At 62.5% G+C, this 13,223-nt stretch carries 14 protein-coding genes; 2 read left to right on the top strand and 12 right to left on the bottom strand.

What is annotated here, in order from left to right:
* The 9 genes from G3O00_RS32565 to G3O00_RS32525 form a co-directional block, all read right to left on the bottom strand.
* Positions 1-1,209, bottom strand: a 1,209-nt coding sequence (locus tag G3O00_RS32565) for a phage integrase family protein (RefSeq protein WP_206145448.1), incomplete at its 3' end; no start/stop codon positions are given.
* A 3-nt stretch (positions 1,210-1,212) separates the two neighbouring features.
* Positions 1,213-1,641 (bottom strand): hypothetical protein, encoded by a 429-nt coding sequence (locus tag G3O00_RS32560; RefSeq protein ID WP_206145447.1) that lies wholly within the window; start codon positions 1,639-1,641, stop codon positions 1,213-1,215.
* Between the two features lie 2 nt (positions 1,642-1,643).
* On the bottom strand, positions 1,644-1,892 hold the full coding sequence (locus G3O00_RS32555; RefSeq protein WP_206145446.1) for a hypothetical protein: 249 nt from the start codon (positions 1,890-1,892) through the stop codon (positions 1,644-1,646).
* Between the two features lie 109 nt (positions 1,893-2,001).
* The gene (locus G3O00_RS32550) at positions 2,002-2,619 is read right to left on the bottom strand and encodes a hypothetical protein (RefSeq protein WP_206145445.1); all 618 of its coding nucleotides are present in this window, start codon (positions 2,617-2,619) and stop codon (positions 2,002-2,004) included.
* A 68-nt stretch (positions 2,620-2,687) separates the two neighbouring features.
* Entirely contained in the window at positions 2,688-3,287 is a 600-nt protein-coding gene (locus G3O00_RS32545) for a hypothetical protein (RefSeq protein ID WP_206145444.1), read from the bottom strand.
* A gap of 287 nt (positions 3,288-3,574) precedes the next feature.
* Positions 3,575-3,997, bottom strand: coding sequence for a hypothetical protein (locus G3O00_RS32540; protein ID WP_206145443.1), 423 nt, complete (start codon positions 3,995-3,997; stop codon positions 3,575-3,577).
* A gap of 345 nt (positions 3,998-4,342) precedes the next feature.
* Positions 4,343-4,546, bottom strand: a complete 204-nt coding sequence (locus tag G3O00_RS32535) for a hypothetical protein (protein WP_241025438.1) — start codon at positions 4,544-4,546, stop codon at positions 4,343-4,345.
* Positions 4,547-4,616: 70 nt separating this feature from the next.
* Positions 4,617-5,027 (bottom strand): type II toxin-antitoxin system VapC family toxin, encoded by a 411-nt coding sequence (locus G3O00_RS32530; RefSeq protein WP_206145442.1) that lies wholly within the window; start codon positions 5,025-5,027, stop codon positions 4,617-4,619.
* Entirely contained in the window at positions 5,024-5,266 is a 243-nt protein-coding gene (locus G3O00_RS32525; RefSeq protein WP_059512487.1) for an AbrB/MazE/SpoVT family DNA-binding domain-containing protein, read from the bottom strand. Before G3O00_RS32525 ends, G3O00_RS32530 begins: the two co-directional genes overlap by 4 nt.
* Positions 5,267-5,705: 439 nt before the next feature.
* Here G3O00_RS32525 and G3O00_RS43580 point away from each other — a divergent pair, with 439 nt between their 5' ends.
* Entirely contained in the window at positions 5,706-5,915 is a 210-nt protein-coding gene (locus G3O00_RS43580) for a hypothetical protein (protein ID WP_241025437.1), read from the top strand.
* A gap of 1,073 nt (positions 5,916-6,988) precedes the next feature.
* On the opposite strand, the gene G3O00_RS32515 is transcribed toward G3O00_RS43580, so the two are convergent.
* Positions 6,989-7,957 (bottom strand): ParB/RepB/Spo0J family partition protein, encoded by a 969-nt coding sequence (locus G3O00_RS32515; RefSeq protein ID WP_206145441.1) that lies wholly within the window; start codon positions 7,955-7,957, stop codon positions 6,989-6,991.
* Positions 7,954-9,162 (bottom strand): AAA family ATPase, encoded by a 1,209-nt coding sequence (locus tag G3O00_RS32510; RefSeq protein WP_206145440.1) that lies wholly within the window; start codon positions 9,160-9,162, stop codon positions 7,954-7,956. Before G3O00_RS32510 ends, G3O00_RS32515 begins: the two co-directional genes overlap by 4 nt.
* An 812-nt stretch (positions 9,163-9,974) precedes the next feature.
* Between G3O00_RS32510 and G3O00_RS32505 the strand changes: the two genes are divergently transcribed.
* Complete coding sequence (locus G3O00_RS32505; RefSeq protein WP_206145439.1) at positions 9,975-11,357, top strand: replication initiation protein; 1,383 nt, start codon at positions 9,975-9,977, stop codon at positions 11,355-11,357.
* Between the two features lie 241 nt (positions 11,358-11,598).
* Here G3O00_RS32505 and G3O00_RS32500 read toward each other — a convergent pair.
* Positions 11,599-13,223 (bottom strand): phage integrase family protein (locus G3O00_RS32500; RefSeq protein ID WP_206145438.1); only part of this gene is annotated, 1,625 nt, incomplete at its 5' end.

Below are 13,223 nucleotides of genomic sequence, written 5' to 3'. Positions count from 1 at the left end.
CAGGAGCAGCGCGCGCGCGGCACGCCAGCGCGGCCCGCTCGGCCCCTGCAGCTCGCTGCGTTCGGCCAGCGTCGCGCGGACGCGCGTCCAGAGGGTGAGCGGGAGCGCCCGCTCGACCTGCAGCTTGCGCACGCGCCTGATGACGCTGGGATCCGAAACGGCCGCCCACGGGTTACCGGCCAGATACCGCACCGCCACCAGCCACGTGAATGCCGCGCGAATCGTGCGCACCGCATAGCGCTGGCTTTCCGGCGCCAGGCCGCCCGGCGCGAACGGCCTCCACTGGCGACTCGTGCGGGCGACCGGCGGCCCCGTGTAGCGCTCGCCCGGCGCGGCGAGAAACGACTTGTACGCCTCGCAATCCTCGACCCGCATCGACGACAGCGCCACGCCCCGCTCGGCCACGCACCACAACACCAGGCGCTCGAGTTCCTTCTTGTAGACTCGCTGCGTCGCGGGCCGGTCGTCGTATCGATGCAGGTACGCCCGCACCGCATCGAGATCGTGAGCCGCGCCGAGATACGCGAACACGGGCGCCCGGTTCGCCCCGTGGGCACCGGACAGCTCGACGGGCAGCGCCAGGCGCTCGAGCGGGGCCAGCTGCCCGGCGCCGACGGTGACGCCTGCCGACGTCGGCGCGAGCGCGTCGCCGGCGTCGACGTCGACCTCGACGGCCGCGCCGATCGACGCTTCGTGACGCCGCAACCAGGCGACCAGCACGCGGGCGCGACCGACGCCGATGCGCGGCACTGATCGCCACCATTGCCCGCCGCGGCGGTTCACGAACGCGACGAGCTCGCCGAGCGTGTGGATGCCCTCGCCCGCCAGGCGCACGGCGACGATCGAGCGGAACCAACGACCGACGGGATGCTCGGCCTGCGGCAGCGCGATCGCCCACTGCGCGGCGACCTGCTCGATCAGTTGCAGCGACACAGGGGTCAGGCGCGGTTCGCCGTATTTCTCGACCGCCGCCTGCAGGTGGGACTTCAATACCGGCGACCCGTCGCGCAGCGCGGCTGCCACCAGGTCATCGCGCATCGTGCGCAACAGCTGCGCGACGTCGACCGGCTCCGCGGCATCGCGATCGAAGTACAGCCGCTCAATCGTCTCGATCGGCAGGCCTTTCACACGCGCGCGCAGCGCGGTGAACTCGGTGCGGCTGTAGCTGCGTAACGGCATCTGGGCCAGCTGCTGGGGGCGGTTTGCCATGGTTCAGCCTGCAGAAAGGGGGGAGACGACCACCTCGGCCGTGGTGACGCGTTGCAGCTGCTCGAATGCCGCGACGTAGCGGTGCATCGGCACCGCGGCCAGCTGCGCGTCCAGCCGCGCCAGCACCTGCTCGACCGCCGCGCGCTCGAGGTCGGTCAGCGCACTCGGCTCGCCCCGCTCGGCTCGGTCGACACAGTCTTGGAGGGCCGCCTCGGCCCGTCGATACGGTCCTGGATCGATGGGGTCGAGGAAGTACGCGAGATAGATCGCGTTCATCAGGGTCGCCAGCTGCGCGACGTCGTCGTGCGCGTCGCGCAGTGCCGCCAGCGCCACGTGGTGCTTCAGCTGGATCCGGCGCAGTTCACCGGCCGGGATCGGCAGCAGCTGCGCCTTGGTCAGCGGCCGGCGGCCGCGTGAAGTCGCTTTTCGCATGCTCAAGATTGGTCAGAAAAAGAAGCGTCGACCGCGGCGGCCAGGCGCGTCACGTCCACCTCATAGGTCGGCCGCTCGACTGCCGCAAATCCCTGCAGGGCGACCGCCCGCCACAGGTTGAACGCGCCACGCGCGATGGCTTGCGCGACTTCCGGCGCGAGTGCCGCGTTTCCAAACACTGGATTGGACAGGGCGCGGTAGTCGCGAATCTGCCACTCGGCGAGTTCCGTGAACTGCGGATACGACATCATGATTGCCGCTCCTGTGGCAGACGCACCGGGAACGCGGCGGCGCCGCGGAGCGTGAACTGGATCCGCCGCTGTTCGGCCGACGGCGTTGCGACGGAGTGCGCGGCGCGCATCACCGACCTCGCTGGGCGTCCTGGAGCATGGCGACGACCTCGGGGGTGCGCAGGGCCGCGCCGAGCACGACGTAGTCCGGATGGTCGCCGCGGGTCTCCGAAAACACGCACTCGCTGGACAAACCCATCGCGAACGCCATCGCCTGCGCCGGCGTGCTCTGGTCGAGCACCGTGCTGGCCACGACGTCGGCGATCACCGCCTGCTCGTGCGGCAGCGGTGCACGGCCCAGCTTCGGCTTGACGACTTCGCTCACGCCGGTGGCGACCAGGCTGATCAGGTCGATGCGCGGCAGGTAGGCGGCCAGCTGCTCAGCCATGCCTTCCTCGAGCGCCAGCGTGAAACCCTCGCGGAACAGCGGCGCACGCTCATACGCGATGCGCAGGCAGCGCATTTCGTGCGCGTCGACGGCAATGTCGGCCAGCCGGAACTCGTGCCGAACGTCGTACGCCTCCAGGCGCACATTCCGATCGTCCCCGGTCAGCGCGGGGCGCGCCAGCACGCTGACGATCACGGTCGGCGAACCGAGCGAGTCGGCCGAGCTGACCGGGATCAGCTGGATGAGGTAATGCTGGCCTTCGAGCGAGACGCCGGCCTGCAGGCGCTGGACTTCAATCATGGCAGGATTCCTCGTGGTGGGTTGTTCAATGCCGTCGCGGTCACAATCGTTGCGGCCTGGCAGCGAAATCACGCTGGTCCGGCCGACGCCAAGGTGGCGGCCTCGCCGTCGGCCGCACCGAGTCCGATGGGTGCGCGCCCCGGCACCCGGCGGGTATTGCGTGCCGCGATCCAATCCGGTGCGTCGTTGGTCGCGACGAACAGACTGCGTGCCTTCTCGCCACGCTGGCGATGGCTGCCGAGCTCGACGCCGCCAAAGAACCGCATCTGCCATAAGGTGATGCGCGGATTGGTGCGCAGATACACGCCACGGTACGCGAACACACCGTTTCCGATCGAGTGGTCGACGCGGCCGCCGGCCTCGCATCGTGCCAGCAGGTCTTCGAACGTCGCCTGCCCCGGTCGCGTAAACATATTCGCGGACGCCACCGCGTGCGGTGCAATCTGGAGATGCCCGTGGTGCCAGGCTAGCCCGAGCGCGATGTAGCAGCACAAGATGGCGAGCTGCTCGCCGTCGAATGGCACCGACATCCCGCTGGCCCAGCTGCCGTCAGGCTGTCGGATCAGGCGATCGCGCTGCCCGACAAACAGCTCGCGGCGCAACGCGTCATTTTTGGCCAGTCGCGGACCGAGCTGCGTGGCGAGCGCCTCGATCGCATCGCCGTGCACGCCCCCCCAGGAGTAACACGGACAGTACGTAGTGTTCGAGGAGCGACTTCATCGTGTTGCATTCTTCGCAGGCCGGCACCTTCGGCAAGTTGTCGCGTCCGCTTGTGAGAAAAAACTCGCGCGCGATCACGTGGTCCGCCGTATTCGCGCCCTGCTCCAGCCCGCAATACACGCAGGTCTTGTTTCGAAATCGCTTGCTGCCCACGTCGCCTCTCCTGGTCAGTGCGGATGCGCTGCTCGTCGAGCGCCGTTAGGTGGTTGTCGCTCAAGGTCGAAGTGCTCCCGGGTCAACATTCCCACCTAATCACGCCATGTTCGTGCAGGTATTGGCCTTGCCGACAGACGAAGGCCGAAAAGTCTTGAGGTCCTTGAAGCTCTGTTGTGAGCCGCGTTTTCTGGAGCTGCTCCGTCAAGCGATCTCGCGCGACGCACCAATCGGCAGCGTTGTCGGTCCTTGCAACTTCATACGCGGCATCAAGCGCACAGAGCACGTCGGCAATCGCCTGATCGCCGCGATTGTCGCCGCGGTGATGGTGCCGCCACTCCACGAAGCAGCGGCCTACCACGTCGAGCGCGTCGGCGAAGCGATGCAAGTTCACGGCGAGTCCGGTGGCGAGCGTGTCGCCGACGCGCTCGGCGGCGCCGGCGAGCGGGATGGAGGCCGCGTCGCTGCGTCGCTCGAGAAACAGCATGTCAAGGTCGCCGTCCATCCCCTCTCCTTCCGGGCGAAAGCGCCCGCTCCTCGCGGGCGGGCTGGGGTCAATGCAACGAGATCGAAAACAGCAGCAGCTTCACGGCGATCTGGATCGCGGTGAGCCACCATTTTGGCGGCCGCCTCACGGAGCACCTCCTCAAAAAGAAGTGCTCCGTAAGGCGTTCAACTTCGCGCTGTGCCGCGCTCGCGCCCCACTTAAATACAAGGGTTTTCACCTATCAATCACAGGTGGATTTGGCCCTGCGGGGATTTTAACCCATTAACCGCAATGCCGATAAGCAGAGTTATCGGCATTGACGATGCGCCCAAAAAAACCGGCCGCAGCCGGGTTCGACGTCGTTCAGGACCGCATGATCAGGTACACGGCCAGCAACGACAGGTTCGCCGCGGCGATCGCCGCCAGCGGGTGAACCAGCCCGTAGCTGGCCGGCCAGAGCGCCGACAGCCCCCGGTCGACGGCCGCCAGCGCGATCAGCAGTGCCCCGGCCGCCACGCCCCTGCCCCACCCGCCTTCCTTGAAGTGAATTGCCGTCAGGTTCATCATCGAGATCCTCTAGGTTAATACGGTGGATTCTATCGCGCCGGCCGGATCCACCGGCCCGCCGGCGTGGGCGTTAGGTCGCCGGTCGCAACCAGTTTTCGACCGGCAGGCCGGCGACACGGGTAAATTCGGCCGTATTGTCCGTGACCAGGACGGCGTCGACCGCCAGCGCGTGCGCGGCGATCAGCATATCGTTGGCCCCGATCAGCTGGCCTTGCTTCTCGAGCTCGGCCCGCAACCGACCGTAGCACCGGTCGGCGTCGGGCTGCAACGGCAACACAGTCAAGCTCGCCAGCAGTTGCTCGACCCGCTGCGCGAGGGTGGATGAGCCACGCTTCCAGACACCAAACCGCAACTCCGCCGCCACGATGATCGAGGTGCACACTTGTTCGAGCGGCATTTGCCCGATTCGGGTGGCGCAGGCGCCGCGCGGATCGCGGATCACGTTCGACAAGATGTTGGTGTCGAGCAGATACAGCGTCATTCGATGTCGACCGGTTCAGCCGGCAGGCTATCGATGTCGGGAAACGTTTCGTCCAGCGGAGTCCATTGGGCGAACAGCTCACGCAACGGCGCGGCCTCCACGGGCTCGATGATCAAGCGCCGGCCTTCCCGGTGGATGGTGACTTCCGAGACCGGCAGCTCGAACTCGCGCGGGATCCGCACGGCCTGGCTGCGGCCATTGCGGAACAGACGCGCATGGCGGGTGTCATGAGTTGGCATGGTGTGACTCCTATTCAAACGAAACGGCATATGCCACAGCATATCCGCGTTTGATTGGATTCGCAATCATCGCCGCGGCGCATCTCGTAAGCAGAGTTATCAGATAAGCGATTTTTTCTATTTGTCTGAATAACCCAGCTTCCGCCCCTCCAGAAACCGCCGGCGCGGCGGTCATCCCGGATAGGCCCGCGGCCTCGGCGCTGGCGTTCCCCTCCTTCCAGGACACCGACTCCATCGCGCTCGGACCCATCCCGTTGCTGCCGCATATGAAACCACCCGTCACCTACGTGGATCTGGCGCCGATCGTGTCCCTGTTCACCCCGAAGCTACACCTTGGCCGGACCGAACTGCACCAGAACCTGCGCGACGCTAAGAGCGAACTGCAGTGGGTGTTCGCGGACCTGATCGCAGCGGCCGCTCCCTCTCCTACGGGCCGCTCGTGCCGGTTGAGCTGTACCGGATCACGGTCGACACCCCGACCGACTTTCATGTGCGCGCGAGCACGATCGTCGAGCTGGCGCTGCACCCGGACGGCAACGCCAATCTGTGGCTATCCAACGTCGAATATGAGGCGACCACGCCGGCCACGTATGCCGCGTTGGTGGCGCTGCTCGCGACGCCAGCAGCCGCTGGTGCGGGGCAGGTATAGGGGGCAAGCAGCAGACAACAAACGGCCTCGGCCGGGTTTTGCGTGCTGCGTTACTTCGATTTAGCCGCGTCTGGATTGATTCCCAGCAGCGTCAATATCGAGTGCCAGAGTTCGTCAGGTGACCGCGGATTGGGCTTCATCGCCATCTAGCTCCGATCAAGCGGTCCGGACAACTCCGGAGCTTCGGTGCGTCACACATGCGCAGGATAAAGCTCCGCTTCCGAAAACAACGCCGATTCATCATCCATTGTCCTAGCGGATGACGAAATGATATGGACGCCCCCTTTGTTCCTTGTTTTAGGTGAGGAGAAATGAGCTGGGCCGAACCGGTCTGCGATGTGCAATCGCTGTTCGATTTATAGCCTCTGCTTGAGTTCGTGACTCTCATGCGACTGCTGGGTGGCCGCGTCTCGCAGATCCTCGATTTGCTCCGGTAGGTTACCTTTTCGCTCCGCCCCCTTCGCGAACTGCTTCAATAGCAGGGCTTGCGGAGACGGGCGTGGCTTCTTTCCAATCCCAACGGTCGCCCCTTTCACGCGCGCTTTTGCGTAGCGCGAAGCCCCAGCTCGACTCGGCTTTCGCTTGGCGGGCGTACCCGCAGGCTTGCCGCCTGGCATTTCGAAGAGATAGTGCAAAGTTCTGACGCTTCCCAGTAGGGGCGCGACACAAGGAAGGCGAGCACCAGCGCCTGAATACCTTCCTGGTCTGCCTTCTTCGGTGATCCCTAAGTCGTTCTGTTCTAGGGTCGTGGGTCAGATCTTGAACAAGATGAGCGCATCCGGCCCAAGCGGTGATCACCAGCCCTAGGGTGGATTGCTAAATTTCCCGCGCGCGGGAATGTAGTGGGGAAGTGGGGCGTACTGCCGCCTTAGTGGTTCCGCGGCCGACGTCAATGCCCTGCAGGGGGCCATTGGCAGGAATCTTCTGAGCGATGTGTAGTGTCCCTAGTGGGGACACAATTTCAGCCCCTCCATCTCCATTTGGCAGAGGACCGTGTCCCCAATGGGGACACGGATGCTAGGAGGAAGAAAAAAGCCCACAACTTGCGGGCTTGGAGCCAATATTCAGGTTATTCAGTCGGGCTCTGTAAAAAGTTGAGAGATGAGCGCCCTGATTTTTTCTTCTTTCTCTGTCGTTAACATCCCGGCCTTGATCTTCACAGTAAAGTTACCTGCATCCTTCGTGATCGATCCAGCCTGATTTTTACCAGCAAAAATCTTGTCGATCTTTCGATCGCTCACGGCGCCGGTCTTCCCATCGGTGTCAATCGCAAACTTGATCTCTTTTGCAAGCTTAGTTTGATCGAGGTCGCCTGCAACCACCTGTCGCCATAGCTCCTCAGCAATCTCGAATGCACGTCCCTCTTGGTTGCGCAGGACAGCAACGAGACCCTCCGCCGCATGAGCCCCCAGCAAGCGCGGCTGCAGGTCGAGATCCGTGATGACAAATTTTGGTAAGTCCGCGAACGACAGGAACCGATAGAGTTCAGAACGCGAGATTCCCAATGCTTCGGCCATCCGCTTGCGATTCGGAAACTCCTTTTCGGTTTCCCGGATCGAGCGGGCGATCTCGTAGTCGGCAAGGTCTTCACGGACTACGTTCTCAGCCAAGGCCAGCAACGCCATATCCTGATCGGAAATGTCAATAATTTCAGCCTTGATCAAATCCTTCCCAATCATCTTGTGCGCGCGCCAACGACGCTCGCCTGCGATGATTTGGTAGCCAGACTCAACCTGCCGAACGACAATCGGCTCGATCAAACCGATCTCCCGGATCGATTCTGCGAGCTCCGTCAACTTCGCTTCATTGAAAACCCGGCGCGGTTGCCACGGGTTCGGGACCATTTCGCCAATGGGCAATTCACGTGAGCTCGCGCTCTTCTCGAGTGCCAGGATCCGCGCCTGCGCATTGGCGAGGGCTACCGTCATGCCCGGAGCAGTTCGCGGAACGCTCGGCTTCGCCGGCTGTGTCTCGAGCTCAATGTCCTTGGCGGCACTCAATCCCGCCGTTTTACTCATCATTCGCTCTCGAAACTTACTCATGCCTCGGCCCTCCAGCGTGCCGCGGATTGGTCATCAATCCACTTGCAGTGGTCCATCAATGGTTGCTTTACGCGAGCCAAGGTCTTGGCAACCCCGTCTGAGCGCGAGAGGTCGAAGACCGTAGAGAGGGCCAGCGCCCCGTTGCTCATTACCGAGCTCGCCGGAATCTCCGTCGCCGACAGCCAATCGCCGTATGCACGCTGAGCCCAGACGCGCACGGCCGGCGCGGACGACATCGTGCCGTAGTCAACCTTCGAGAGCAGAACGGAAATGAAGTCGTAGGTTTTGTCGAGCTCATGCTCGACGAAGCCGGCGGCGATCTCCGAAAACAGCGACCAGAACGAAACCGATGAGATGAAGTCGAGGCTCTCCGGTACCAACGGCATAACCATTGCATCTGCCGCCATCAGACCATTCAGTGTCAAGTACGACAATGAAGGCGCGGTATCGAGAATGATGTAGTCGTACTCTGCACGGAGTGGTTCAATGCCTCGGCGCAATACCGACCAGAATTCGTACTCCGGGTTTTCCTTCTGAGCCGTGGGCAGGTGGAATTCCGCATCGTGGAGATAGTTGTGAGCTGGAATGACGTCGACGCCATCCCAATATGTCGACTGGACTTTCGACACCAGTCCACCTTCGATGCTCGGGTCATAGATGAAGGGGAGCACCGTGTCCTCCCACGTCACATCCTTCTCCGCGTAGAGTCCGCACAGCTCCGAAAGGGAGGCTTGCGGATCCAGATCGATGACGAGGATACGCCGGCCGCGCAAGCTGAGTGCTTGCGCCTCGCACATTGTGATTGTTGTTTTCGTTGACCCACCCTTGAAGTTCGCGGTGATCAACACACGGCCGCGATGGTTGCCCTTGCCGGTGACCAGCGCGGTCTGATAAATGTTGGAAGCCCTCTGCACCCACGTCCGTGCTTCTGCAAGCGTGAAGATGCGAGCTCGGCCCGAGCCGTGAGCTTCACCTGGCGGCAAATCCCCCCCCCCCTTTGTCGCGAGGTAATTGATCTTCTGACGGTCAAGCCCGCACATCTCGCTCAGTTCGCCGATCGTGAAGACCGGCGGGTTCTTTCTCGGCCGCGGAGCCAGGATGTCCTCGCGAAGCTCATCGGTCATCAGCGACAATCGCTTTGCGAACTCGCCGAGCTGAGATAGCTTCACCTGCCGCTCGACTGCCGGCAACTCGCTCATTTTCATTGGACGCTTCCTCTTGAGTTCAACGGTGAGGTGCTTTTTTACACCCGATGTAGATTTCTACGGTTTTGCATATTTTTATCACAAACCGTAGATTACTCGTCAGACCGAAGAATGGCTATGAAATTCGTGTCACGATCCGAATTTTTGTGGCGAAGCGCAACAAATCCGGGCAGTTGACGCCCATTTGCAGCCGGCGGAGTCTCGAAATAGGCGTAAGGTGAGGCGAATTGTGTGGATTGTCGGCCGTGCGTGACGACTACCACAACGGTCGAGATCACAAAAACCCTCACCTTGGAGTTGGCACGCAGGAGTTGGTGCACCACGGCTAAACCAGTTTCACAATCCACCTCACCATCGAATCGGCCCGGTATCTTCCTGGATCGAGAGGATTTCAGCGTCGCCAAAGCAACTCGGGTCAGTTGTGAACCTGTCAGCACAGTGGGTCGTCTGTGGAGAGTCTGGATTCTCTGTTTCTCCGGTTTGTGAGTTGTTGTAAACACAAAAAACCAACTAACCACAAACAGAACGAACGCCATCGTTATAAATCAATAACTTATAGCTGCAAGGTGAGGTGTCGTGTGCTGAAGGCGCTGTGAATTGAGTCTCATGGTGAGGAAAACTCCACAGTGTGGTGATAGGAATTGGCGCCGAAGGTGAGGTTTTTGGGCGCGAGGGTGAGACGAATGGGCGAGAAGGTGAGGTGATATGTGACTGCGCTTGATAAAGGTGAGGTTCGATGTGTTGACAGTTCACTTTGAGCCCAGTACCTTACGGTCCAATATGACGAATACAGGTCGAGGGCGGAGGGCGGCATGGTAGAAAGAGGGCAGATGGCAACGTCCCAGCAGTTAGCGCTGGCCCTGTTCGATGATGCGACGTCAGAAGGGCTGCCGGTCGACAGCGCCCGGTCGGACATAGGCTTTTCGCGCAACAACGTCCTCATTCGGATTGTTGACCTTGGCGTGGCCGCGCGGCGCTTGATCGACGCCGCCTATTTTATTGTCGCCTACGACGAGCGCCCCCGCGACCTTTACGACGTGGAGCTCGAATATTTCAAATGGCTGATGCGTTACTCCAGCCGTAACAACACCCATCTCGAGCAGGTAATCACCGAAGCGCAAAAGGCGCTCATTCAGGCGACCGCGCCGGCCGAAGCGGATGGCGAGCGCCCCTTCGGGTCAACACAACTGATCGGCCGGATCTCATTCCAGGGCGGCCGATTCCAGTTCCGCGTCCCGCCAGACTTGATCGGAATCATCCGTGGGAAGGGGAAGTCGCACTGGCTGAGCCTGCGGATCACTTCGATGTTCACCTTGTCCTACGCTCGCGTGATGTATGACCATTTGCTTCCGCACGCGGACGAAGGGGGGACTGAATGGGTCACTCTCGACGAGATCCGCGGATGGCAGGGTGAGATGGGCGCCAATGCACAGGTGTTCAAGTACTTTAAGCGTGACTGGCTTGAGCCGGCAGTGCAGCAGATCAACGAGGTCTCCGACATCTCCCTCTCATATGAAACGCAGAATCTGCCAGGCTCGCGAAAAATCGGCAGTCTGCGGTTTCGGATCGCGCGTAAGGACCTTGCGGAGCTAGTGTTGCATACGCATGAACACGCCAAGGTGATCTACCAGACCCTGAAGCAGGAATTTGGTCTGTCCACAGCGCAGTTCAATCAGATCGTGGGCAATCGTGAGAGCTACACCGACGAACGGCTGGAGCAAGCGATTGACCGTACCCGTTTCAGCCTGAAATTGGGCAAGGTCACGAAGAGTCCGGCCGGGTTCTTCATGAAGGCTCTCAAGGAGGGTTGGACTGTATCCGAGGCAGAGCGGGAGATGGTACAGGTCCAGCAATCCCTCATCGAACGGGAACAGCAGGAGACAGAGGCGAAGGCCGAAGCGCAAAACCGGATGGCGCTACAGACCGCTGCGCAGGAAGTGAGTGCGCAAGAGCGGATGGGCGACGAGGTGCGGCAGGGATGGGAGGCGTACGAGGAAGCTGTGATCGATCAAAAAGACGAATGGCGGCGGAATTACAAGCGCTCGCCGGCCGCGAAACTGACGTTGCGCCGTCTTAGTATCGATCCGATGGCCGACTTGAACGACGCTTCACTTTCGCAGCATGAGGCCCTACGAACGGCGTTTTCCCTGTATGTTTTCATGCAGACGAAGAGCACTAGAACAAAAGGGGCATGAGCGATCGTGCCAGAGGGGCCTCTTTTTGTAGACATGGGGAGGTCGCGGCACGGTGGTATTTGACGGAGGGTGAATTCGATCTAACCGTTAGTTGCGTTTTTTAGTCGAAGCTGCCCCCGAAGGACCAATAGAAGCTGTGCAGCCCCATGTGCATGATCAGCAGATTCACTCGATCTTCCGCCGTAGCCATCTATCTAATCGATTGACGCTGGTCCTTTATGGGGAGCGCAGCTAACGGCTGCTACAGCTCAACCTGATTCAAGAAGGCTTCCGCTTCTCGATACTGCCTGCTGATTTCGGCGGTTGCGTAGATGGACGTCGTGTCGAGCGAGTCGTGCCCTGCAAAATTTCTCGCACTCTCAAGGCTCATCCCATTGGCTAGCGCGTGCGACACGAAAGTGTGTCGCAACCAGTGCGGGCTGGCTGAGCCGAAGGCCCGTGCGTGCGGCGAATCCTCGCGCAGCGCGGCAGCGGTCGCCGTCGCAAAAAACTGCCTCACCGCCTTGTAAAGCTGCACCGGATGGATCGGCCCGGTTGTCCGCGCGCGCGCCGCGAGCTCGGGCGCGGGGTCGGTGCTGCTGGCCGATGCTGCCCGTTGGATCTCGCCGATCTCGACGTTCGACAGCAGCGCCGGGATCAGCGGGGTCGCGGCCGGGCAGGCGAGGGGGTCGCGCGGCAAGCCACGCGACTCCAGATAGTCGCCCATCAGTTCCAGCACGGCCGGCACCAGCGGCACGAAGCGCTCCTTCGCGCGCTTGCCAACCACCCGCAGCAGTCGGATGGTCCCCAGTTCCGGGCCGGCGTAGCGTTCCTGTACGTCGTCCGTGAAGGCGCCACACAACTCGGCGCGGCGCAGGCCGGTGCTGTACGCAAAGCCCAGCACAAAGCGCGTGCGGGTCGCGGCGGCCGTGTCCGGCATCGCGTCGAGCACGCGCATCGCGAAGCGCCAGGCGTCGGAGGTCAAACCATGCTCGATCTGGAGCCGTGACTTGGCGGCCGCGCGCCGCTCGTTGCCGGCGGCGTCATGCGTGGCGCCAGTGAACACGCGGATTTTCGCGAACGCGTTGTGATCCAGGTACTGCGCGTCGACCAGCTCGCCGAAGCACTTCTTCAGCGCGGACAGCGCGTCCTGCCGGCTCTTGACCGATAGCGGCCCGCGGAACGGCCGCCACCCCAGATCACTGCGATGCGCAGTGCCCGTCATGACCCATTGGCTGGCCGGCTGAGGATCGATCAGGAAGCCGTTGATGTAGTCGCGCGCATCGTCGGTGTCGAGGCTCGACAGCGCCTTGCGTTTCACGAAGATCGCCCACAGCAGCAGCCGTTCCGCTTCGGTGCGATACCGCTGGCGTGTGTGCGGGTTCTCGTAGTCGGCGAGCCAGAAGTCGATCGCCTCGCGGTCGTTGTTCGCGCGGCTGTTGTTCTTGACCAGATTGCGGTGCGTGCCGTGCGAGCCGTCCAGCTCGGGCGGCAGCAAGAAGCGTTCGAGCGGCACGATCGCGGTGACCGGGCCGGCTGCGACCAGCGGTGGCCCCGGCAGCGTGCGTTCGGACGGGTGGGTTTGCACGCCGGCGGCCAGCTGCAGGCCCGCGACGTCCCCATAGTGCGCCAGCCACGCTGTGATGCGCCGGGCGCCAATTTCGCCCAGACGGGGCACGCGTCGATACCAGCGGTAGCCGACCGCGTTGATCGTCTCGACCAGCTTGCCGATCGTGGTGAGGCCGACGTCGGCCAGGCGCAGCGCGACGGCCGTGTCGAACCAGCCGAGCACGTGGTGCTCGGGGCGCGGATCCTCGACCACCAGGCGCGCGAGCGCGTCGAGCGCGGCCCTCCGCCGGGCGCGCCGTCGGGCATTGCGCTGCTGGA

This window comes from Burkholderia sp. Ac-20384 (genome assembly GCF_017104605.1).
GTDB classification, from domain to species: domain Bacteria; phylum Pseudomonadota; class Gammaproteobacteria; order Burkholderiales; family Burkholderiaceae; genus Burkholderia; species Burkholderia lata.
This window is presented reverse-complemented; position numbering and strand designations above follow the sequence as displayed.